At 69.3% G+C, this 22158-nt stretch carries 24 protein-coding genes; 11 read left to right on the top strand and 13 right to left on the bottom strand.

Translation table 11 applies throughout. The features are described from left to right. Positions 1–41 precede the first annotated feature (41 nt). A complete protein-coding gene (locus MED01_RS01915; protein WP_238666818.1) occupies positions 42–1406 on the top strand; it encodes a serine hydrolase domain-containing protein in 1365 nt (454 codons plus the stop codon). Between the two features lie 9 nt (positions 1407–1415). On the opposite strand, the gene MED01_RS36000 is transcribed toward MED01_RS01915, so the two are convergent. The 4 genes from MED01_RS36000 to MED01_RS01935 form a co-directional block, all read right to left on the bottom strand. Beyond that, positions 1416–2291, bottom strand: coding sequence for a DUF4253 domain-containing protein (locus MED01_RS36000; RefSeq protein ID WP_238666819.1), 876 nt, complete (start codon positions 2289–2291; stop codon positions 1416–1418). Further along, entirely contained in the window at positions 2288–2878 is a 591-nt protein-coding gene (locus tag MED01_RS01925; RefSeq protein WP_238666820.1) for a DinB family protein, read from the bottom strand. The genes MED01_RS36000 and MED01_RS01925 overlap by 4 nt, the downstream gene beginning before the upstream one ends. A gap of 96 nt (positions 2879–2974) precedes the next feature. Continuing rightward, positions 2975–4201, bottom strand: coding sequence for a cellulose binding domain-containing protein (locus tag MED01_RS01930; protein ID WP_238666821.1), 1227 nt, complete (start codon positions 4199–4201; stop codon positions 2975–2977). 282 nt (positions 4202–4483) lie between these two features. Next, positions 4484–5443, bottom strand: a complete 960-nt coding sequence (locus MED01_RS01935) for a PaaX family transcriptional regulator (RefSeq protein ID WP_238666822.1) — start codon at positions 5441–5443, stop codon at positions 4484–4486. 93 nt (positions 5444–5536) lie between these two features. On the opposite strand from MED01_RS01935, the gene MED01_RS01940 reads away from it, so the two are divergent. Further along, on the top strand, positions 5537–6034 hold the full coding sequence (locus MED01_RS01940) for a YcxB family protein (protein ID WP_238666823.1): 498 nt from the start codon (positions 5537–5539) through the stop codon (positions 6032–6034). 33 nt (positions 6035–6067) lie between these two features. Here MED01_RS01940 and MED01_RS01945 read toward each other — a convergent pair whose 3' ends face one another. Next, positions 6068–6583: a GNAT family N-acetyltransferase gene (locus tag MED01_RS01945; RefSeq protein WP_238666824.1), complete on the bottom strand. Its 516-nt coding sequence runs from the start codon at positions 6581–6583 to the stop codon at positions 6068–6070. Between the two features lie 187 nt (positions 6584–6770). Here MED01_RS01945 and MED01_RS01950 point away from each other — a divergent pair, with 187 nt between their 5' ends. From MED01_RS01950 to MED01_RS01965, 4 genes are all read left to right on the top strand, one after another. After that, positions 6771–7145 (top strand): cupin domain-containing protein, encoded by a 375-nt coding sequence (locus tag MED01_RS01950; protein WP_091400980.1) that lies wholly within the window; start codon positions 6771–6773, stop codon positions 7143–7145. Between the two features lie 81 nt (positions 7146–7226). Then, on the top strand, positions 7227–7439 hold the full coding sequence (locus MED01_RS01955) for a hypothetical protein (RefSeq protein WP_238666825.1): 213 nt from the start codon (positions 7227–7229) through the stop codon (positions 7437–7439). 253 nt (positions 7440–7692) lie between these two features. Then, complete coding sequence (locus tag MED01_RS01960) at positions 7693–8151, top strand: hypothetical protein (protein WP_238666826.1); 459 nt, start codon at positions 7693–7695, stop codon at positions 8149–8151. Positions 8152–8218: 67 nt separating this feature from the next. Further along, positions 8219–8635: a VOC family protein gene (locus MED01_RS01965; RefSeq protein WP_238666827.1), complete on the top strand. Its 417-nt coding sequence runs from the start codon at positions 8219–8221 to the stop codon at positions 8633–8635. Between the two features lie 84 nt (positions 8636–8719). Here MED01_RS01965 and MED01_RS01970 read toward each other — a convergent pair whose 3' ends face one another. Together MED01_RS01970 and MED01_RS01975 are read right to left on the bottom strand one after the other, a co-directional pair. Continuing rightward, positions 8720–10174, bottom strand: coding sequence for an alkaline phosphatase PhoX (locus tag MED01_RS01970; RefSeq protein ID WP_238666828.1), 1455 nt, complete (start codon positions 10172–10174; stop codon positions 8720–8722). Between the two features lie 107 nt (positions 10175–10281). Further along, positions 10282–11163 carry an NmrA/HSCARG family protein gene (locus MED01_RS01975; protein WP_238666829.1) on the bottom strand — a complete coding sequence of 294 codons (882 nt, stop codon included), beginning with the start codon at positions 11161–11163 and terminating at the stop codon, positions 10282–10284. 102 nt (positions 11164–11265) lie between these two features. Between MED01_RS01975 and MED01_RS01980 the strand changes: the two genes are divergently transcribed. The 4 genes from MED01_RS01980 to MED01_RS01995 are packed head-to-tail and all read left to right on the top strand — an operon-like array spanning position 11266 to position 14182. Beyond that, on the top strand, positions 11266–11745 hold the full coding sequence (locus tag MED01_RS01980) for a MarR family winged helix-turn-helix transcriptional regulator (protein ID WP_238666830.1): 480 nt from the start codon (positions 11266–11268) through the stop codon (positions 11743–11745). A 55-nt stretch (positions 11746–11800) separates the two neighbouring features. Then, the gene (locus MED01_RS01985; protein WP_238666831.1) at positions 11801–12598 is read left to right on the top strand and encodes an ABC transporter ATP-binding protein; all 798 of its coding nucleotides are present in this window, start codon (positions 11801–11803) and stop codon (positions 12596–12598) included. Beyond that, complete coding sequence (locus tag MED01_RS01990; protein ID WP_238666832.1) at positions 12595–13356, top strand: ABC transporter permease; 762 nt, start codon at positions 12595–12597, stop codon at positions 13354–13356. The genes MED01_RS01985 and MED01_RS01990 overlap by 4 nt, the downstream gene beginning before the upstream one ends. 46 nt (positions 13357–13402) lie before the next feature. Next, positions 13403–14182, top strand: coding sequence for a MerR family transcriptional regulator (locus tag MED01_RS01995; protein WP_238666833.1), 780 nt, complete (start codon positions 13403–13405; stop codon positions 14180–14182). A gap of 7 nt (positions 14183–14189) precedes the next feature. On the opposite strand, the gene MED01_RS02000 is transcribed toward MED01_RS01995, so the two are convergent. From MED01_RS02000 to MED01_RS02010, 3 genes are all read right to left on the bottom strand, one after another. Beyond that, positions 14190–15143, bottom strand: coding sequence for a hypothetical protein (locus MED01_RS02000; protein ID WP_238666834.1), 954 nt, complete (start codon positions 15141–15143; stop codon positions 14190–14192). Between the two features lie 29 nt (positions 15144–15172). Continuing rightward, positions 15173–15769 (bottom strand): VanZ family protein, encoded by a 597-nt coding sequence (locus MED01_RS02005; RefSeq protein WP_238666835.1) that lies wholly within the window; start codon positions 15767–15769, stop codon positions 15173–15175. A 137-nt stretch (positions 15770–15906) separates the two neighbouring features. Next, positions 15907–17382 (bottom strand): arabinofuranosidase catalytic domain-containing protein, encoded by a 1476-nt coding sequence (locus MED01_RS02010; RefSeq protein ID WP_238666836.1) that lies wholly within the window; start codon positions 17380–17382, stop codon positions 15907–15909. Between the two features lie 205 nt (positions 17383–17587). Between MED01_RS02010 and MED01_RS02015 the strand changes: the two genes are divergently transcribed. After that, positions 17588–18601 carry a LacI family DNA-binding transcriptional regulator gene (locus MED01_RS02015; RefSeq protein ID WP_238666837.1) on the top strand — a complete coding sequence of 338 codons (1014 nt, stop codon included), beginning with the start codon at positions 17588–17590 and terminating at the stop codon, positions 18599–18601. A gap of 10 nt (positions 18602–18611) precedes the next feature. On the opposite strand, the gene MED01_RS02020 is transcribed toward MED01_RS02015, so the two are convergent. From MED01_RS02020 to MED01_RS02030, 3 genes are read right to left on the bottom strand one after another with little or no spacing between them, the layout of a single operon-like run. Continuing rightward, positions 18612–20324 (bottom strand): amylo-alpha-1,6-glucosidase, encoded by a 1713-nt coding sequence (locus MED01_RS02020; RefSeq protein ID WP_238666838.1) that lies wholly within the window; start codon positions 20322–20324, stop codon positions 18612–18614. 56 nt (positions 20325–20380) lie between these two features. Beyond that, on the bottom strand, positions 20381–21205 hold the full coding sequence (locus MED01_RS02025; RefSeq protein ID WP_238666839.1) for a carbohydrate ABC transporter permease: 825 nt from the start codon (positions 21203–21205) through the stop codon (positions 20381–20383). Beyond that, positions 21202–22041: a carbohydrate ABC transporter permease gene (locus MED01_RS02030; protein ID WP_238666840.1), complete on the bottom strand. Its 840-nt coding sequence runs from the start codon at positions 22039–22041 to the stop codon at positions 21202–21204. Before MED01_RS02030 ends, MED01_RS02025 begins: the two co-directional genes overlap by 4 nt. Between the last annotated feature and the right edge of the window lie 117 nt (positions 22042–22158).

The following is a 22158-nucleotide window of genomic DNA, read 5'->3' on the forward strand; positions in this document are numbered from 1 at the left end:
CGGAGTTGATCCGGCGGTGGGCGCGGTCGAGAATCGACGTCGTGGATCTACCTCAGGACTGGGTCTCGCTGCTGGGCGAGCTTGACCGGCAGGTGTCGTCCGGGCGGCTCTCACCGGACACGACGGCGCTGTCCGAGCTGATGAGCAGCTACGACGTGCCGGGAGTCAGCATCGCCGTCGGCCAACTGAGCGGGCAGGTCCGGGCGGCAGGGTTCGGCGTCACGGCGGCCGGGACGTCAACTCCGGTGACCGCGAGCACCGCCTTCGCCGCCTGTTCGATCAGCAAGCACGTCGCCGCGTTCGGCGCGCTGCGACTGGTCCAGGCCGGTGTCCTGGACCTCGACGCCGACATCGGCGATCACCTCACCTCGTGGCACCTGCCCGGTCGGGAAGGCCAGCAGGGAGTCACGGTACGACAACTGCTGGCGCACACTGCCGGACTGTCCGACACCTGGTACCGCGGCTATCTTGCGGATCGTGCCCCGTCGCTGTTGCAGGTCCTGGAAGGCAGCGGCACGACGACAACGCCACCGGTTCGGCCGACCCTGTTACCGGGTAGCCGCTTCCGGTACTCGGGCAGCCACTACTCGGTGCTCCAGCAGGTGATGGTGGACGCGACCGGAACCCCGTTCGAAGATCTCCTGCGAACTCTGGTGCTGGAACCGCTGGCCATGGTCGACAGCAGCTTCGACAAGCAGTTTCCGCACCGGCGACCGGATCAGGTGGCGCATGGCCACCACGGCGGCGGCACCAGGATTCCTGGCGGCTGGCGAACGCAGCCGGAGCTGGCCGCGGCCGGGCTGTGGAGCACCCCGACCGACCTGCTCCGGCTCGACCTCGAAATCGCCCGGGCCGTCGCGGGAGGTTCGAAGCTGCTCGACCGCGACCTGGCCACCCAGATGTGTACGCCGCAGATTCCTGGCGGCAGCTACGGCCTCGGTACCGAACTCGACGACCGCGCCGAGCGTCGTCGTTTCGGGCACACCGGGTTGAACGTCGGCTACACCTGCTTCTCCTACGTCTGGCCGGGCAGCGGCATCGGGGTAGCGGCGATGACCAACTCCGAAGATGGCTGGGAGCTGCTGGTCAGCATCCGCGCTGCCGCGGACCGTCGCTACGCCACCGCCAGAATCACCGCCGCGCCGCCTGCGGATGTCACGGGCCGTTACGTGCTGCGCGACGACTACCCAATCGACGTCGCCCTCGCCGACGGCCAACTGACCCTCGCCGCCGCAACCCAGCAACCGGTTGTCCTCCTGGCAGGCCCGGACGGTAGCTACCGACACCCGGACCTCGATCTTGAGGTGCGTTTCGTCCGGACCGACGACCAGCCCCACGTCCTCGAACTGCGCCAGGAAGGGGTCACGCAGACCGCGAGGCCAGCAATCGGGGGGCACCTGGAATAGCCACCTCTGTCAGGGTCGGTTGTGGACGAACCACGCGTCACCGGCCGCTAGGGCGACGGCGACCTCCCACTGGCTCAGTTCGAGATCCGGAGCGAGCGCCTTGAGCTGACCGGCGGCAGCCCACGCCTCGTCACCCGGCGTCGGGCGACGACCCACCTGAAACTGGAGCATGGTGCCCCACGACGCGACCAGGCGGGCGTCCCACCGGTGCCGCCACTGCGCCAGCACCTCGGCGAGCCGCTGCTGCTCTTCCTCGGTGAGCGCACCGTAGAAGTCCACCCAGTACGCGGAGGCACGGACGTCGCTGGTGGGCAGCAACATGAGCAGGACGCTGTCCGGCGTATACCAGTAGTCGGTCTGCGTCACGAGCCGCACGTTGCCAAGCACCTGGGCGTGCAGGTCGGCGTCGGCGAGCAGCCGGTCGTACAGCGCCCGCTCCAGCACCGGGAGTGGTGTCGGCAGCACCACATCGGGCACCAGGGCGGTCAGGTCGACGCCGGTCGTGCCACGCGCGTAGAACTCGATCTCGTCCTCGTCGACCTGTTGGTCCACCCTGTGGTGGCGGTAGGTCAGCCAGGGTTCGGAAGACGCCGCCGCCTCGACGAACGCGCGCAGCTCCGACTCCGACGGGCCCTGCTCGGGCTTGGACCGGATGGTCAGCGCGTCGTCGAAGTCGTCGGTGACCATGACAGGTCGGCGTCCGATGACCGGCACCAGCGCGTCGGCGGCCTGCCAGACCTCGTGCAGCCGATCGGGGTCGACGTCGGCGACGAGGAGGGTGCCCGACGGGCCGTGCCCGATCGGCAGGCCGGCCAGTGGCGTGCCCACGAACGCCGCTTCGATCCGGGCGAGCTCGTCTCGCCCGTCGATGGGTTCGCCGATCACGCGAAGTGGTCGGCCAGCTTGGTCAGCTTGCTGACGTACGCCGGCCAGTCGTAGTCGTCGGGGATGTTGGTGTTCTCCCGTCGAAGGCCGATCGTTGTGTCGTGCTGTTCGCGGATGATGTCGGCGTGCCCGGCGTGACGGGCGAGATCGCAGGTCACGTGGATGATGATCCGCTGCAGGGTCACGTCCTGCGCACCGGGCTGCCACCACGGCACCTGCCCGGGCGCGTCGAGCGGCAGCTCGTCGATCGTCTGGTCTGCGAACGCGCCGACCCGGCGGTACAGGTCGATCAGCCCGTCCTTCGTCTCGTCCTCCCGGGCGTACCAGTCTGCCTGGGGGTCCTCGTCGAACGCCTCCATCGGGACCAGCTCGTCAGGGGTCGGGAAGTCGCGGCCGAAGGTGGGCCCGAAGTAGCCGGCTTCGACATTGAGGCAGTGCTTGAGAATGCCCAGCAGGTTGTTGCCGGTCGCCGTGCGGGGCAGCCTGACCTCACGTTCGCTGAGCCCGTCGAGCTTCCAGATGAGGTCTTCGCGGGTCCCGCGAAGGTAGACGTGCAGCGCGGCCTTCGCATCGCTCAGATCAGCCATGCCGGCCAGTCTTCCCTATCCGTCGGGCCGTCGCGCACCCACGGCGGGCCGGTGCCGGGGCACCGGCCCGCCGAGCGAATCGATTTGTCTGGGGTGTCAGCTTCCGGCGCAACTCGCTGTGGCTCCGCTGCCGCTGCCGGTGCCCTGGAATCCGAAGCTGGTGGCCTGACCTGCGGCCAGTCTCCCGTTGTAGCTCTGGTTGGCGACGGTGATGGTCCCGCTGGTGCCGCTGCTGACGCCGTTCCAGAGCGAGCTGACCGACGCGCCGCTCGGTAGGGTGAGGGTGACCCGCCAGCCGGTCAGCGCTGTGGATCCCGCGGTGACGCTGACGTTGGCGACGAATCCGCCGTTCCACTGGTCCTGGACCGAGTAGACAGCGGTGCAGCCGGGGGTGCCGGTCGGCGGTGGTGTCGTCGGAGGTGGCGTGGTCGGCGGCGGCGGTGTCGTCGGAGGTGGCGTGGTCGGCGGCGGCGTGCCGTCGTCGAGCGTCAGGTTCTTCTGCTGGACGCTCCACTGGCTGCGGCACAGACCGCAGTCGGCGCCGACGAAGTTGCGGCCGGCGGTGGTGTCACCCTTCAGTCGCCATTTGAAGTAGAGAGTCGCCACCCGGCCGAACTCGCCGCCGTTGGCCTGGTCGTAGGTGCCGCCATGCCCGACGTTCAGGTTGCCCATGAACGCGGGCAGGCCAGCGGGCAGCTTGCCCCAGTCGTCGATGGCGTTCGGGTAGGCGATGTCGCTGGGCCCGCCGACGAAGTAGGCGATCGGCTTGGTCAGTCTCCTGAGCTGGTAGTCGTCGGCGTCGTTCAGCAGTCCGCTGCTGAAGATGCCGGTCGTGGTGACGCGCGGGTCGTTCGAGACGGCGTACGCCTCCAGGCCTCCGCAGGAAAAGCCCGCGACGGCGACCTTGCTCGTGTCGATCTTGTTGTAGTACTTGCTGCCCTGCCGGGAGTTCTCCGCGACCGCCCAGTCGATGGACTGGGTGAGCATCTGGGAGGTGGTGGAGCCGGACCCGTTCGGGGCGCCGTTGGCGATGGCGAGGAAGCCGTGGGAGGCGATCTCGCGGAGGAAGTTGCCCTGGGAGAGGCCGTTGGCCGAGCAGCCGCCGTTGCCCCACACGACGATGGGCAGGCGTTCGGACGGGAGGGTCTGCGGTCGGAAGATGGTGTGGTTGGCCAGGGTGGCCGAGGTTTCGTAGTCGGCGGGGTAGGGACCGGAACCGCCGATGGCGGCGGACGCCGGTGTCCCGCCGAGCGCCATGATCACGGAGGTGACCGGGACGATGGCGGCAGCCAGCCCCGCGTAGATCTTCGCTCGCCTTCTCATTGAACCCTCCAGGAACAGTCACTGTGGCGCTCCCCGCGGTGGCGGTTGTGTCACTCGCGTCCCGACGAGAGTGGTCAGCGCTGGCCACGGGTCTGGTCGACGGGGGCGCGTCGCGGCCTGAGTGGCGGCCGTGCCCTCGGTCGCCACTGCCCGCTCATTCAGCGCCGGCGACCGCCCGGCCGCGGTCCCTACAGGCGCTCCGATGGGAGCTGTATGCAGTTACTATCACTGTCGCAACGAAAAGTGTCAATGTCTGGTTGGCTCTGACCGGCCGCGACGCCGTCAGCCGGGACGTGGGCCGCTGCCGTGGTTTCCGCCGGTCGGCTCGGGCCGCGATGGATCCCTCGACGCCTGGAAGTGGGTGATCCACGAGGCGGCATCCGGCCAGTGCGGAGTTGCCACCTCGACCAGACGCGCCTGAGCGAGCGAGCCGAGCGTGGTGTGGATGTCCAGGAAGGTCTCCCGGGCCTCCTGGCGGGGCCAGGGCTCCGGCAGCAGGTGCGGTGGGAGGTCCGGGTCGATGTCGGCGAACTTCCGCCAACAATCCATCGCGGAGGTCCGAGCCACCAGCGCCCGGGCCGGCTCCACCTCCCCGGTGCGTGCGGCTGCCCGCAGCTTCGCGTACTGCTCGATGAAGTCCGAGTACGCCGAGGCGAGCCTGGTCAGGTCGTACGCGGAAGCCGGCCCGTGTGGCCCTGCCTCCTCGTCGAACCGGGCGTGCAGGACCGACCATCGGGCACCCTCGACGTGCTGCAGCAGCGCGTGCAGCGCCTCCCGCGCCGGCGCGGCGTCGGATCCCGGCCGGATCCACACGCTGTCGTACAGGCCGACGAAACCCAGTGCGGTGAACGACCTGCGGAGCGCATGACGCGACGCCTGGCCGGCGTTCGGAACGGAGAAGGAGGCCAGCACCCATTCGCCGGTCCAGGGCGCCGGGTGGGAGCCGAAGTTCAGGAAGTGCCGCATCCGGAAGCGGTGCTTGGCGATCGCCTGCGGCGTGAGGTGGTAGACCGGCGATCGGCCCTTCCTCCGCGTCGCGATGAGACCACGTTTGACCAGCCGGGACAGCGCGGCACGGGCGCTGGACTCGCTGATCCCGAACTCCCGCAGAATCGCGATGACCGCCGTCGACGGCAGGTCGGCGTCGGAGGAGTCCAGGTACTCGCCGAGCACCGTCGTCAGCAGATGCTGCGGGCTCGACCCCGCCTGGGCCCGGGGCACTCGGACGTCGTCGGCGTTCACCTCATCAGACTGCCGCACCCGGATGCCCGTGGCTTGTCAGGTGCGGCGGGGCAACGCGCCTTCCGGGGCGGGTGGAGGCACTATCGTTCTGGCGTGCACATCCGCTTTGACGTTCCGGCCGATCCCGCCTACCCGAGCCGGGTGGCCGCTGCCCTCGGCAACGTCCGGCTACGCAGATTCGGCTACATCGGGGCGGCCCTGACGGCGGTCGGGGTCATCGGTCTCGTCGCCTCGCGGGGGTTCGGGTGGGGCGAGCGGAGTTCACCGCTGTGGACCGCGCTGGTTGTGGCCGGCGTGCTGTCGATGCTGTACCGGCCGTGGGTGCTGGCGCGCGCCCGACGCCGTTCCGGTAGTTACGCCGTCGAGGGCGCCTACGACATCACCGATGACAACATCATGATGCGCAGCGGTTCGGAGTCCGGCGGCATCGCCTGGGACGGGGTTGCCCAGGTGCAGGACGCCGGCGACTTCTGGGTCGTGTACGTCGGCCGAATGCCGGCGACTGTGATCCCCCGCTGGCTGATGTCCGCCGAGGATGCCGAGACGTTGCGGGCCTACATGACCGAACGAGGGCTGCTGCCCCGTCGGTGAACTCGGCTGCCCCGGGCCGCTGGGGCGATCGGACTACCGCATCCGAGTCGGTCGCGAAGGGGCACCGAGGAGTACCTCGTACTGGTAGAGATCATCGTTGGTGCCGGTGTGCCGGAAGCCGGCACGCTCGAGGGTCCGCCGGGAAGCGACGTTGTCGCCTGCGGTCTCGGCGACGACGCGGAACAGTCCGTGTGCGGTCGCGAGGTCGAGCAGGGCGGCGAGCGCCTCCGCCGCGTAGCCGTTTCTCCGGGCTGACGGGGCGAGGCCGTAACCGACCTCGATGCGTCCGTCCTCCGGTTGACCCTTGAAGCCGATTCCTCCGATGGCCTTGCCGTCGGCGGTGCGGGTGATCCGGTAGTGCCCGAATGGACGTCGGTCGCCGTAGGCGGCGGTGGCGGCGAGAAAGCCCCGCACGCCGAGGATGTCGCCGTCGAACGGGAAGTCCTCGGCCCAGTCATCCCCGGCCCCGGCGCGCCGCCCGACGATGCGTTCACCCTCCGCGGTGTCGATGGGGTGCAGGCGCAGTCGCGGCGTACGAAGCTCGGTCACGGGCAACAGCGAAACAGTCCTCAGGAAACAGCACAAGCCGATTTACGCGCCCCGCACAGGCCGGCGTCGTGGAATCGAACCTCCGTGTCGGCATCCCCGCCCCTAACCGTCTGCGGCTACCTATCCTCGACGGGGATGCACCAATCCGAGTAATGGCCGTCGGCCCGACGGCTCACAGGAGGCCGTGATGAGCACCAAGGATCGACCGGAGGGGATCAGCCCCACAGCGGTGGAGTCAGCACCAGGGCTGTGGCGGATCGATCTGCAACGGCACGACCTCAGCATTCCCGGGCGAGAGGTCATCCAGACTCGGGTGGAGTTCACTCCGGATTCGCCACCGTTCAAGCATTTCCATCCCGGCGAGGAAATCATCTGTGTTCTGCAGGGAACGCTCGAATATCGGCTGGAGGGGCAGCCACCCATGGTGTGTAATCCCGGCGACGCGCTCACGGTCCCATACGGTGTGCACCACCAGGCCCGCAACGTTGGCGACGGTATCGCTGTCGAACTGGCCACGTACGTCGTTGAGAAGGGGAAACCACTTCTCACCAAGGTGGAGTGAGATCACCGCCCCGGCTGACGGCGGCGGCCTGATCCACGCCGCACCGTTTACGCGATTGGCGCCTCGGGCAGAAGGCACACCATGACGAATGAACGGGTCAGGTCTGTCGGTGGCTACACCATGCGGATCCTCGGCGTGCTGGCGATCGTCGTGGGCGTGCTGGGGATCGTCTCCAGCCTCTCTCAAGGCAACCTCGTCGGGGTGATCCTCGGCGTCGTCTTCATCGTCGGCGGGGCGTTCCTGCTCAAGCGCTCGGGCGCGACGCCGACGCCGAGGCCGCGGAGCACGCACTGACGTCTGCGGGGTTCATGGACGCCGTGGTCGTGGCGACGCTCGACCACGGCGACCGAACCCCAGGGCATCATCGGGCCGGTCCGAATCCTGGTCAGACCGTCGCCGAGTCGACGAGCACGTCCGTCGTAGCCCTGCACCTTGACGATGATCGACCGTCGGACCCGGCCCAATGGCCCTGGGCACGCTCAGCCTTCACCGTGAGCACTGTCGCGCCGGCAGACAGCGGCGTCGATGGCTCGCATATCGTCGCCGGGTGACCGACGAGCAGACCGCAGAAAACGTCCTCGATCGCCTGCTCCTGGCGTTCGCGGCGCAACTGCAGACGTCGGAGGGGCCGGCCCTGGCGGCCGGTGCGGTCGAGGCGCTCGCCAATCTGAGCAGAGCCGAGGCCGACCTGATCTTCGGCCAAGCGGGCCATCTCGTGCACTACGGTGCGGACACCGCCCCGCTGGAGACTCTCCTCGACGCGATCTCGGCGGTTCAGCGCGGTGAGGCTCCGGACGGCGCGGTGCTCAGGCCCGGCGACGACGTGCGACTCGTCGGTGAGTTGCCCGAAAGCCTTGTCGGGTACGACGAGACGTGGCTCCGCTCAACCGTGTTCGTCGTCCGGTACGTGGGGAGGGACGCGACGGTCGACGTGCAGTCGGACCTGACCGAGGATTACGTGATCACCACGGTGCCGGCCGCCGGCGTGACGCCCTGGCGGAGGTAGCTCACCCGTGCTCAGGATGGCGGGGTACGGGAAACAGCGGGGGCAGCGCGACTCTTAGAGTGAACGGATGTCGGTCAAGCAGGTACAAGTGACTTTCGACTGCGCCGAACCTGTGCGCGTCGGTCGTTTCTGGTGTGAGGTGTTGGGGTACGTCCCGCCGCCTCCTCCGGAGGGGTTCGCCTCCTGGGACGATGTCAATTCCGAGCAGGGTTCGTGGTTCGCGTGCAGTGACCCGTCGGGAGTGGGCCCGCGCCTGTACTTCCAGCGGGTGCCCGAGGGCAAGGTCGTCAAGAACCGGGTGCACCTCGACGTGCGGGTCGGCACCGGGCTCGTGGGCGAGGAGCGCCTGGCCGCCCTCGAGGCCGAATGCGCGCGGCTGATCCCGCTCGGCGCGGTACGCGGGCAGTTGTTGCTCGCCGACGGCGAGAACGAGTCGTGCCTGAACATGGAGGACGTCGAGGGCAACGAGTTCTGCCTCGACTAGTGCCGCCTGCCGCGCGTCTCCTGAGCGCGGCCGAACCTGATGGGGGCCAGGCGAAACCGCCTGGCCCCCGACGTGTGGGCTCGGTCAGCCCAGGTACTTCTCCCACGGACCGGTGATGGCCAGGGTGAGGCCCGGGTCCTGCATGTTGACGAAGAGCACCTTGCCGTCCGCGCTGAAGGTCGGCCCGCAGAACTCCGAGTCGTTGAGCTGGTTGCGGGCGATCGCGTACGTGGGCCCGCCCGGGATCGTGCTGAGCACGTGCGAGGCGCCGGTGCCGTCCTCGGCGAGCACGAGGCTTCCCCACGGAGTGACTGTCACGTTGTCCGGGCCGTCGAAGGTGAGGTCGGTGTACTTGACCGCCGCACCCTCCTCGGACTGGGTCTGGTGCGGGAAGTACGTCACCAGCTGGATGGTCTGGTTCCTGTAGTTGTAGAACCACACCATTCCGTCGTGCGGCGCCGCGTCCGCCGGCAGGTCACCCTCATCCCAGGCGTACGAGTTGACCACGTACACGCCCTCGTCGGTGGCCCACACGCCCTCGAACTTGCGCCCGCGGGTGACCTGACCGTCGGCGAACTGCTCGCGCACCGACGTGGTGCGCGCGTCGCGGTCCGGCACCTCGATCCACCGGACCGGGAAGGGGCGGCCCAGTTGGGCGGAGGTCAGGTACGCGACGTCCGGCAGCACCGAACCGTCATCCATGATGATCTGCATCGCGGCGAGGACGCCGGCGTTCGGTGCGAGGCGGGTGAGCACGCCCGGGCCCAGCTTGACGCCGTGTGGCGCGGTCCAGCGGTAGAAGAGGCCGTTGGGCTCGTCGGCGTCCTCGGAGAGGTAGATCCGGGTGCGGTCCTTGTCGACGGCCAGGGCCTCGTGGGAGTAGCGGCCCAGGCACTTGATCGGCTTCGGGTCGGCGCTGCCGTCGGCCCACACCTCGAAGACGTAGCCGTGGTCCTTCTGGTAGACGCCGGACCGGCCGCCCTCTTCCCACGTGTCGCCGGCCCGGTCCTCGGTCTCCTCGCAGGTGAGCCAGGTGCCCCAGGGGGTCGGCCCGCCGGCGCAGTTGGAGATGGTGCCGGAGAGCGCCACGAACTCACCCAGGTTGCGGCCCGCGAGGTCGGTCCTGATCACGGTGCAACCACCGGCGTCGACGGCGCCCGCGTCGTAGACCGTGCCCTTGACGTGCGGCACGCCGAACTCGGCGCCCGGGTCGATCTCGTGGTTCTGGATGAGGGTGTACCGGCCGCGGCCGGCGTCGTAGACGGCCATGCCGTCGTGGTCCGACGGGGTGACGCCCTGGCCGCGGTCGAGTCGGGTGACACCGGTCCGGGTGACTACTGTGTAGCTGAAGCCCTTGGGCAGGGCCAGGATTCCCCTGGGGTCGTCCACGAGCGGCGGGAAGGGCACGTTACCGGGCTTCACCGGCGGGTGCGGCCGGGCCGGGCTGGCCTGGGCCAGGGACGGCAGGCCGCCCGCGACGGCAAGGCCGACGCCGGCGGCGGCGCCACTGGCGAGGAAGGTACGACGAGAGGAAGGCACGTGGATCAACTCCTGGTCCAGGCAAGTGCGACGTCTGGCAGCCAACTCCTTCGGGCGAACAGCGACACGTCACCAATGGGATCGGGCGGTGACATCGGAGTTAAGAGTCAGGGTCGCGCACGCGTCGCCGGCAGCAGGGCGGGCCAGTCCTGGGCGGCGGCCCAGTCGGCGAAGCTGTGCCAGCCGACCTCGGGGTAGTCGCGACGCAGCGCGGCGACGTCGACGGTCAGGCCCGCGGTGCTGAAGTAGTCGAACATGGCCGCCAGGTCGGTGGACCGCTGTCGAACCTGGGCCAGCGGCACCTGCACGTGGGTGATCGGGCTGCCGATGGCGCCCGCCAGGATCTCGGCCAGTTGGGTGGGTGTGCGTTCGTCGGAGGCGATGTCGATGCGGCGCCCGGCGAACTCGTCCGAGCGCTGGAGGACGAGCGCGGCGAAGGTGCCGATGTCGACCGCCGGGATGAGGGCGAGCGGCCGGTTCGCGGGCATCGGCCAGGCGAAGGTGTCCCTGCGCAGGCCGTCGAGCGTCCAGCCGCTGGCGTAGTTGTCCATGAAGGCGGCTGGCGCGATGACCGTCCAGGGCACCGTGGAGGTGCGCAGATGCTGCTCGACCAGGTGTTTGCTCTCGTAGTGCGGGACGCCGGTGTCGCGGTCGGCGTGCGCGACGGTGGTCAGCACGAGGTGGCTGAGGCCGGCGGCTGCCGCGGCATCGACGAGGGCCCGGCCCTGCCGGACCTCGGTGGCGAGGTCGCTGCCGAACGGTGTGGTGACAGCGAACAACGAGTCGGATCCGGCGAGCGCGGCGTCGAGGGACGCGCTGTCGTCGAAGTCGGCCTGGCGTATCTCCGCCCCGAGGTCGCGCAGGGCTTCGGCGGCCGGCGAGGTGGGCTGGCGGGTGATGGCGCGTACCCGCTGACCGGCCGCCAGCAGGGCGCGGGCGGTGGCACCGCCCTGGGCTCCGGTGGCGCCGGTGACGGCGACGGTGAGCATGGGTCCTCCAGGAGGTAAGATAGCTGCGTAACGCATTAACTGCGCCACGCAGCAGATTATGGCGGATTGCTGCGTCGCGCAACTGATTGGGATGTGATGCGGATGACTGCGAAGCGTCGAAGCCGGCTGTTCGAGGAGCTGTCGATGGCGTCCCGGCGCTATCTGGCCTCGTACGTCCTGTTCAACCAGGCCATCGCCGACCACCTGGGGCTCCACCCGACCGACGTGCAGTTCCTGAGCCTGCTCTCGGCGGCTCCCGCGCCGCCCACTGTGCGCGAGGTCGCCGAGATGACCGGACTGACCACGGGATCGGCCACCCGACTGGTCGACCGGCTCGAACGTGGCGGCTACGTCAAACGGACGCCCGATCAGGAGGACCGGCGTCGGGTGCTGGTCACCCCGGTGCCGGATCGCCTCGACCGGGTCACAGCGGTCTGGGACGACCTCGGCCAGTCCTGGCAGGCACTTCTCGACGAGCACACCGACGAGGAGCTGGAGGTGGTCACACGCCACATGAACCGAGCGCACGACGTCAGCCACGCCCAGATGCGTCGCCTGCGGTCCCAACCCAAGCCCGACTGAGACCCGCGGCGCCGGGCTTGACCTTGACGCTGCGTCAACCCTCCATGCTGCCGCCATGAGCAATTCGCACACAACAGCTCAGGCCGAGCAGCCCGCGATCCACGTGCACGGCCTGGAGAAGTCGTTCAAGCAGCTCACGGTGCTGCGCGGCGTCGACATCGACGTCGCGCGGGGCAGCATCTTCGCCCTGCTCGGCTCGAACGGTGCCGGCAAGACCACAGTGGTGAGGATCCTGGCCACGCTCCTCAGGGCCGACGGCGGGACGGCCCGGGTCGCCGGCTTCGACGTGGCGACCCAGGCCGCCGACGTACGGCAGTCGATCAGTCTCACCGGGCAGTTCGCGGCGGTCGACGAAATCCTCACCGGGCGGGAGAACCTGGTCCTGGTCGCCCGGCTGCGGCACCTCAAGGAGCCCGGTTCGACAGCGGACGACCTGCTGCGGCGCTTCTCGCTGACCGAGGCCGGCGCCCGGAGGGTGCGGACCTACTCCGGCGGCATGCGTCGCCGTCTCGACATCGCGATGAGCCTGATCGGGAACCCGCCGGTCATCTTCCTCGACGAGCCGACGACGGGGCTCGACCCCGAGGCGCGCATCGAGGTGTGGCAGGCGATCAGGGAACTCGCCCGCGGCGGCACGACGGTGCTGCTGACCACCCAGTACCTCGACGAGGCCGAACAGCTCGCCGACCGGATCGCGATCCTCCACGAGGGACGGATCATCGTGAACGGCACCCTCGAAGAGCTCAAACAGCTCCTGCCACCAGCCGAGATCGAGTACGTCGAGAAGCAGCCGACCCTTGAGGACGTCTTCCTCACCCTGGTGGGCGCCAAGACCGAGAAGGAACAACGATGAACAGGCACTTCCTCGGCGACACCACAGTCCTGCTGGGACGCTCGCTGCGCCACATCGCCCGCAGCCCGGACACCATCATCACGACGGCGGTCATGCCTGTCGCCTTCATGCTGCTGTTCGTCTACGTCTTCGGCGGCGCTATCGAGACCGGCTCCGACTCGTACGTGAACTATCTGCTCCCCGGCATCCTGCTCATCACGATCGCCTCGGGCATCTCGTACACCGCCTTCCGGCTCTTCCTGGACATGCAGGGCGGCATCTTCGAACGGTTCCAGTCCATGCCGATCGCACGATCCTCGGTGCTCTGGGCGCACGTGTTGACCTCACTGGTCGCCAATCTGATCTCGTTGGTCGTCGTCGTCCTCGTCGCCCTGCTCATGGGCTTCCGCACCGGGACGAGCGTGCTGGGGTGGCTCGCCGTGGCCGGCATCCTGGTGCTGTTCACCCTGGCGCTGACCTGGATCGCCATCATTCCCGGCCTCACCGCCCAGTCAGTCGACGGTGCGAGCGCCTTCTCGTACCCGCTGATCTTCCTGCCGTTCGTCAGTTCGGCCTTCGTGCCCACCGCGTCGATGCCCGGCCCGGTGCGCGCCTTCGCCGAGCACCAGCCGGTGACCGCGATCGTCAACGCGATCCGAGACCTCTTCGCGCAGGAGCCGGTCGGATCGGGCATCTGGACCGCCCTCGCCTGGTGCGTCGGCATCCTCGCGGTGGCCTACCTGTTCGCCAACCTGACCTACCGCCGCAAGATCTCCTGAGCTGGATTCGGGTGGGGCCGAGCGAGTCGAGGGGCAGGATCAGGGCATGCTGACGATCAGTCAACTGGCGGCGTACGCCGGCGTCACGGTGCGGGCGGTACGGCACTACCACCAGATCGGCCTGCTGCCGGAGCCCGAGCGGGACGCCTCGGGCTACCGGCGGTACAGCGCGGGAGCTGTGGTGTCCCTCATCAGGATCCGGATTCTCGCCAACGCCGGCGTGCCGCTGTCCCAGATCGGTCAGATGCTGGAGGCCGACGCGTCGACCTTCGCGGCCGCCGTCGAGGAGATCGACAGGCAACTGGGCGACGAGATCGCACGACTGGAGGCCAGCCGGAAGCAGATCGCGCAACTCGCCGCCGGGGATCGTCTGGCGCTCGCACCAGAGGTGACCACCTACCTGGACCGGCTCCGGGACATTGGCGTCTCCGAGCGGGTGGTGGCGGGTGAGCGGGACAGTTGGATCCTGATGTCGGCGCGCTGGCCCGATCGTGTCCGCGAATGGATGCCTGACAAGATCGCGCAGCTCGACGACCCGCAACTCATCCGGCTCTATCGGATCCTGTCGGAGATCTTCGAGAGTGACAGCGGCGACGACGCGGGTCTGGTGGAGGCCGCCGACATCCTGGCCAGCCTGGCCGAGCAGGCATACCGCTCTGGCGAGATCGACCTCGGTGAGGTGGCGCAGGACGATCTACCGTTCGACCTTCTGGACGCGTTGGCCGTCGAGGCGGACCCGCGGGTGAAGCGACTGCTGGGTCTGATGCGTGAGCGTGGCTGGGATGGTCTGGCGCGGCTGGAGCGGCTGGCAGAGCCGCCGACCTGATCGACTGTCAGCTCTGTTGGTAGTTCACCGCGGCGAACCCGCACAGCTGGTGCAGGTGCAGGTAGTAGGCGCCCTCGCCGACGTCGTCCAGGTCCGCGCCGCCGATCAGACCCAGGTAGTCCATCGGTTCCCCGCAGCCGGGGCAGTCGGCGTGCTCGGCGTCCTGGATCCAGTCCGGTCGGCCACCCAGGGTGGAGCCGCCCTGATTCCAGGCGCTGGCCTGGTATGGGCTCGCCAGTGCCGGCCCCGCAACCGGGAGCAGTGTCGGCGGGTCCTCCGGCCCGGCACCGGCGCCCAGGTAGCTCGGACGGGTGTTGTCGGCCCACCAGGTGGTGGCGCCGGCCGGCGTGACCCGGCTGTACAACGTCGTGTAGCAGGCGCAGAAGTGGCAGGTCTCGATGACCAGGCGGCCGGACCAGCCGGTGTGGGCCAGCGCGGCACCGATGGCGGGGTCGGTGGTGTCGAGGTCGGCAGCGACCCAGAGCGGAGACGCGCACCAGGGGCAGGCGGTGCGGTCCGCGGGCGCCGGCGCGTCCCGCATGACCCACCGGTACGCGACGTCAGCGCACAGGTCGCGTCGGTTGCCGTCCGGGCCGATCGTCCAACCGCCCTCGACCGCGTAGCTCAGCGCACCCACGTGCAGGTCGTCCGCGCCGGCTGGCGGGTGCGTCGACCAGCGACGCAGGGCGTTCTCGGCGAGTGGGTGGGCGCTGTGGGCCAGGATGAGGAGCAGATGGTTGAGTCGGTCCGGTGTCCGCCCGCCGTCGACCTGCTCGACGACCCGGCCGACCACGTCGGCGCCCGCCGCCCGGTACAACGTCGGCGGCCACAGCAGGTCGAGGTCGAGAAGGGCCCCGTGGTACGGCGACAGCCGCTGTGGATCGGCAGCGGCGATCTCGCTCAACTCCTCGATCGCGTCGTCGTCCTCGTCCGCCACTCTCCTGATCAATTCCTCGATCACCAGCGGATGGTAGCTCCCTCCTCCGACGCTCAGCGTCGCGCTGCCGGGGCCGGCCGAGGTCGACGATCTGTGGACGCGTCGGGCTTGGCCGGCCACCAACGGCGTGACGCCAGCGCCGCCAGCCCGGCGCCCGCTGCGTTGAGCAGGACGTCGTCCACCGACGACACCCGGTCCAGCCGCAGGACGTACTGGGCGGTCTCGACCACTACCGAGCAGCCGGCCGCGAGGACCAGGATCCGCGGCACCGACGCCAGCGCCGGGAACCGCAGCGGGGCAAGGAACCCCAGAGCCGCGAAGACCAGCAGGTTGCCGACGACCTGGACCGTCGCCGTCAGCGGCCCCCCGTCGGAGAAGATCGTGAGCAGGTCGCGCAGCGGCACCAGTGTCACCCGGCCGGAGACGGCACCGGCCTTGTCACCCGGCAGCATGATCATCCATACCCAGGGGACCGTGCCGTAGACAATGCCGACGTCGGCCAGCGACGTCCGCCACGCCGACGTGGCGCCGGCGGCCCGTCGGCGGCGGGCCAACGCCCACACCGCAAGCGCGGCCAACGGCAGGACGACCACAGTGATGAGGACGACGCCGTTGAACGTACCGAGCCAGCCGTGCCAACCCTTGACCATCCGACCCCCGCTGTTCGCCAGCCCCGAAACATACCCGCACCGGGTCGCTGGCCAGCACTTCCGAAACACGCCCTCAAAGGTCGTGCCGCCCCCGGTGGCACTGCGGGGGCGGCACTGGTGATCAGTCGTGCGGTGGGTCAGCTGCGGGTGGACCACCGTTGGTTGGTGCCGCCGTTGCAGGCCCAGAGGATGAGCTTGGTGCCGTTCGCGGTGCCGGCAGCGTTGGCGTCGAGGCAGAGCCCGGACTGGACGCCGGTGATGGTGCCGTTGGAGTTGAGGTTCCACTGTTGGTTGGTGCCGCCGTGGCAGTCCCAGATGACGGCCTGGGTGCCGTTGGTGGTGCCCTGGCCGAAGGCATCAAGGCACTTGTTGCCGTACACCTGGAGTTGTTTGCCGGCGGTGTAGGTCCAGCGCTGCGCGGTGTTGCCGGTGCAGTCCCAGAGTTGGACCTGGGTGCCGTTGGTGGTGCTGCCGTTCGGTACGTCGATGCAGCGGCTGGACTGGGCGCCGACGACCTGGACGTTCTGTTGCGGGTTGCCGCCGCCGGACGGCGCGTAGGCGGCGGCGTTGATGTTGGCCTGGACGGCGTTCTCGGTGGCCGCCGTCGGGTAGCCGGAGGTCAACACGCCCTCGAAGAAGGTGCCGCGACCGGTGATGCTGTTGTCACCGCCGATGCCGAGCAGGATGGCGCCCTCCTTCTTCATCGGGTGGTAGCCGTTGGGGCGTGGCCCGTCGAAGTAGGTCGTCAGGCTGCCCGACTGGGCGTTGCCGCCCCGGATCGCCCAGTGGTTCGGCTCGCCCTTGACCATGGCGGTGACGAAGCGGTGGTTGATCGACGCGATGTTGTTGTAGCCCGCGTTGACCCCGGAGAACAGCCCCCACTCCAGGTCGGCCATGATCCAGGGGCCGGCTCCCGCACCGTAGCCCCACTGCTTGTTGGCGCCGAAGTAGACGGTCTCCATGATGGCGCGTTCGTCGGCGAGGCTGTTCGTCTGCGCGTTGCCGTAGTCGAAGCAGCACCACTGGTTGTAGTGCGTGCCGTCGACCACCGCGTAGATGCCCTCGGGCTGGTCGCCGGTCGCGACCCCGTTCGTGTTGTTGTTGCGGTAGCCGGTGCCGGGGGCGATGTAGACGCCGTACGCCTTCTGCCCGCCGACGGTGACCGGCGCCGCCTTCGCGTCGGCGAGGTTGTCGAATCCGCCGGGAGCGGGCCCGACGAAGTAGCCGGGGGGCGCCTGGGTGAGACGGTTGTTGCGGCCGGACTGGTCGTAGATGATCGTGATGACGCAGTTGGTGTTGGCGCAGAACGTGTCCTGGGTGGCGGCGTTGGCGTAGCCGCCCTCGCTGAGCACACCGACGTCGCGGGTGGTGTTGTCCGACGATCGTCGGACCTGGTAGAGCGGGCCGTTGTACGCGCCGTACAGCGCGCGGGTGGTGCTGTGCGCGGCCACGCACGGCGTGCCGCCGGAGGCGTAGATGTCACACGGGCCGGTGCCGGCGGCGTGGGCGACGCCCGGCGCGTCCGAGACCGCGTAGGCGCCAGCGCCGACGACGAGGACGAACAGGGTCCCGGCGGCGGCCATCAGGCGACCCAGTTTTCTCTTCACCTTCATTGGAACCTTCCGGTGGGTGGTGTGGGGTGGGGTGCGGCGATGGAATTGACGTCACACGTCATACCTGTGACATTAATGGTCGTCCATCTATTAGCGCTAGTTGGCACGCGTTGGTCATCGATCGATGAGCCTGAGGACGGATATGCTGGTCAGCGGAGCACGGTGCGTCCCCGTATCGGGGCAAAAATCGATTCGAGGGCGATTGATGAACATCGGGGAGATCGCTCGCCGGGCGGGGGTGTCCCGCAGCACCGTTTCCTACGTGCTCAGCGGAAAACGCAGCGTGTCGGAGGCGACCCGACAACGGATCCAGTCGGTCATCGACGAGTTGGACTACCGGCCGAACGCCAGCGCCCGTGCTCTGAAGGAGGGGCGCACCCGTACCCTCGGGCTGGTCATCCCGCCAGCGAGCCAGCGGTTGACCGACATGCAGCTGGGCTTCGTCGCCAGCGTCGTCGAGGCCGCCGCCCGACACGACCTCGACGTGCTGCTGTCCCCCTCCGGTGGCGACCATGACCGGTCGTTCGAACGGATCGTCACCGGGCGTCGGGTGGACGGCGTGGTCCTCATGGAGATCCGGTTGGCAGACGACCGGGTGACCCGGCTGACCAGGGCCGGGCTGCCGTTCGTCACCATCGGCCGGACCGCCGAGCCGCACGGAATGAGCTGGATCGACATCGACTACGCCGGGCTGATCGCCCGGTGCGTGCAGCACCTGGCCGATCTGGGGCACCGGCACGTGGCACTCGTGAATCGCTCCGCCGAGTTGGTGGCCGCCGGGTACGGCCCCAGCCATCGCGCGCTGACCGGCTTTCGCGCGGCGGCGGTGGAGCGGGGGTTGACCGGCGTGGAGGTCTGCAGCGGCGATGACACCGCCTCCGGCGAGGCGTGTATGGAGCAACTGCTCGCGACGCACCCGGAGGTCACGGCGGTGGCCACCATCAACGAGGCCGCACTGCCCGGAATGCAGCGCGCGTTGACCGGCGCCGGGCTGTCCGTGCCACGCGACTTCTCCGTCACCGGAGTCGCCGCGCAGCACTGGGCCGAGGATTTCCGCCCGCCGCTGACCGCCGCCGACGTGCCGATGGTCGAGATGGGCGCCGAGGCGGTGTCGCTGCTGCTGGAGAGCATCGCCGCTCCCGGCGCCGTGCCACGACACCGCCTCTACAGCCCGCCCATCTCGTTGCGTTCCAGCACCGGCCCGGTCCGGGCCCGCTGATCCGAACCGGCTACCCGCCGGTGACCCGCCGTTCCTCCTGGGCGGCGGCGAGGATGAGATAGCTGCTGGCGGTCCAGGTGTAGGCACGGTCCCGCAGCCCGGTGCCGGTCTCGGCGTCGAAGTTCTCCGCGAAGCCGGACTTCTCGCACAGCGCGAGGAAGCGCCGACTGATGTCGTCGGCGATCCTGGTCTGCCCGGCCCGGCGCAGACCGTCCTCGACCAGGACGGTGGAGGGTGCCCAGATCGGGCCACGCCAGTAGCCGTCGGCGAGGTAGTGGGCCGAGTCCGTCGGCTCGGTGGCCAGCCCGTGCGTGGTCAGGTGGGTTTCGACGCCGCGGGCCAGCGCGGCGGCGACCGGGGCCGGTAGGTCGGCCCCGAGCGCGACGGGCATCAGGTCGAGCAGGCTGCGGCTGGGTCGCCGGTGCCCGGTGCGGGGGTCTCGGGCGCAGAAGCGTTCGCCGTCCCACAGGTCGCGCAGCATGGCCTGATGGATCCGGTCGGCCTCCCGGGACCAGCGGGTGACGGGCTCACCCAGCTCGGTGGCGAGGTCGGCGAGGCAGCGCAGCTGCGAGACCAGGAACGCGGCGAGGTCAGCCGTCTCGAGGACCCGGTTCTCGTCGAAGGTGGTGGCGTTGTCCCAGCCGCTGTCGTTGCCGTGCTGGTAGTGCGGCAGGTCGTGGCCGGGGGCGCGCCGCGCGTCGAGCCAGAACCCGGTCCAGCGGGCGAGCCGGTCGTAGGTCTGCGCCAGCGCCGCCCGGTCCGGCGGCTGGGGAAGGCGGCGGCGCAGGTGCCGCAGGGCCCAGCCGTGGATGGGGGGCTTGACGTAGTTGTGCAGGACCTCGGAGTGGGTGACCGAGTCGGGGAGGGCGCCGGCCTCGTCCTGGTGGTCGAAGGGCAACTGGAACTGGTGCCAGGCCAGCTCCGGCTCGCCGGCCGCCAGGGCGATCGCGTTGAAGCAGTGGTCCCAGCTCCACACCTTGTCCATCCAGTGCTTGGACATCAGGACGGCCGGCCGGGTGACGAAGCCCGCCGGGGCGACGGTGGCCGACCACAGGACGTACGCGGCCAGCTCGGCGGCCGGGGTCTCTGGGCCGCGCCAGGGCGCGATCGCGTCGACGAACGCGGTGAACTCGGCGAACCGGTCACGGCACAACTGCTCGAACGGAACCGATCCGGCGTACGGGCGGCGGGCGGTGGCGTACTCCTCGATCGCGATCTCCCAGGGCTGGTCGCCGGGAAGGTCCAGGAATCGGTCGGCGGTGCCGAGCGCCTGCGCGCCGTTGGTGCGCAGCAGGGCGCCGGAGAGCACAGTGATCCGGTATCGGCGACCGGTCTCGTACGAGGTGAACACGTGTGATCCGTCGACCGGGTCGGCGTACAGGTAGGTGCCGCTGAAGGGGGTGAGGGTGGGCGCGGCGGCTGCCACCCGCAGGCCGAGTCGGTGGCCCCGGATCCGGACCGTGTCCGGCCCGTCGTAGACGGCCTCGATCCGGTCGGCCCCGTTTCGCCAGGTCAGCAGCGCGGGCGTGGCGACGACTGTGGTGGCGGCGACGGTGGGGGTGAGCCGCAGTACGGGGTGCAGCCCGGTCTGGTGGGAGACCAGGTGCAGGTCGTCGGCGTACGTCTTCTCGGCTACCACCGGGGAGATGTTGAACCAGGATCCGCGGTAGCTGAACGGGATGTCCTGGATTCCGAACTCCGGACCGGACGGGGCGACGGTCATGGGTGGCGGGTGCCTTTCTGTGGTGCGGGTGGTCAGTCCTCGACCGCCGCGGATGGTCAGTCCTTGACGGCGCCGGCGGTCACGCCCATCGAGACGTACCGCTGGGCCAGGATCAGCAGCACGGCTGCGGGGATCGAGGCGACGACGGCGGTGGCCATGATGGCGTTCCACTGCTGGTTGTTGTTGCCGATGTAGTGGTAGATGCCGAGGGTGATCGGCTGGTAGTCGCCGCCGCCGGCCAGGGTCGAGGCGAAGATGAAGTCCGACCAGGACCACAGGAACGCGAAGAGCGACACCGTGACGATCGAGTTGCGGCTGACCGGCAGCACCACCGACCAGAAGGTCCGCAGCCGTCCGGCCCCGTCGACCACGGCGGCCTGGAGCAGCTCGTCGGGGATGCCGGACATGAAGGCCGTGAAGATCAGGACGGCGAACGGCACCGCGAGCGTCGTGTCGGCCAGGATCAGGCCGGGCAGCGTGTTGAGGACGCCGAGGGTGAGGTAGATGGCGTAGAAGCCCATCGCCATGATGATCCCCGGGATCATCTGCGCGATCAGCAGCACGAAGCTCAGCGCCGGGCCGCCGGGTGGCCGGAGCTTCGCCAGCGCGTAACCGGCGGGAGCGGCCAGCGCCACTGTCAGCGCCACAGTGCCGAGGCCGACCAGGAAGCTGGTGCCGAGGTACGGCAGTTGCTGGTCGAGCACCGCCCGGTAGCCGTCCAGCGTGCCGTTGGTGGGGAACAGGTGCGGGGGACTGGCCCGCATGTCCTGGTCCCGGGTGAAGGACACATTGATCATCCAGTAGACGGGGAAGAGCATCAGCCCGGTCAGCACCAGGCCGACGCCGGTCTTCCACCAGGCCCGAGGCGTCGAGGTGGTCATCGCAGCTGCTGCCTCCGCTCGATCCGGATGTAGAGGAGGCCGGCGATCAGCGCCAGCACGATGAGCAGGTTTCCGATGGCCGCGCCCGGGCCGAACTCGGGCAGCAGGTTGCCGAAGCCGAGCCGGTACGACCAGGTGGCGAGGGTTGCCGAGGAACTGGTCGGGCCGCCCTTCGTCATGATCCAGATGATGTCGAAGACCTTCAGCGTGTAGATCAGCCCGAGCAGCAGCGTGATCAGGGAGACGGGCCGCAGCAACGGGAAGGTGATCCCCCAGAACCGTTGCCACCCCGTCGCGCCGTCGAGCGCGGACGCCTCGTACATCTCGGTCGGGATCGCCTGTAGGCCGCTGTAGAGCACCACCAGGTTGAACGGGATGCCGATCCAGACGTTCGCGATGATCACCGAGGTGAGTGACCAGCCCGGCGAGGTGAGCCAGTTGACCGCGTCGATCCCGACGACCCCGAGTGCCGCGTTGACGAGCCCCGAGTCGCTGTTGAGCAGCCACGACCAGGTCGACGCCGAGACGATCAGCGGCAGCAGCCACGGTACGAGGATCAGCGCCCGCAGCGTGCGCGACAGCGGGAAGTGCTGGTGGAAGAAGAGGGCCAGGGCCATGCCGATGGTGAACTGGAAGGCGAGCGAGGCCGCTGTGAAGACCACTGTGTGCGTCAGCGTCGGCCCGAACGCCGGGTCGGTCAGGACCGTCCGGTAGTTGTCGAGGCCGGCGAAGGGCGCTCCGCCCTGCACGAACGAGCGGACTGTGTACTCCCGCAGGCTCAACTCGACGTGGCGGTAGAGCGGGTAGGCGTAGAAGGCCGCCAGGTAGATGGTCACGGGTGCCAGGAAGCCCCACGCCCACCATCGGCTGGGCCGGCGGGCACGGGACGGGGGAGCCCCAGGTGGGACGGCGGTCGCCGCCCCACCCTGGTCCCGTACGTCGGTGGAGGTCTC

The sequence above is a fragment of the Micromonospora alfalfae genome (assembly GCF_022230925.1).
Lineage (GTDB): Bacteria > Actinomycetota > Actinomycetes > Mycobacteriales > Micromonosporaceae > Micromonospora > Micromonospora alfalfae.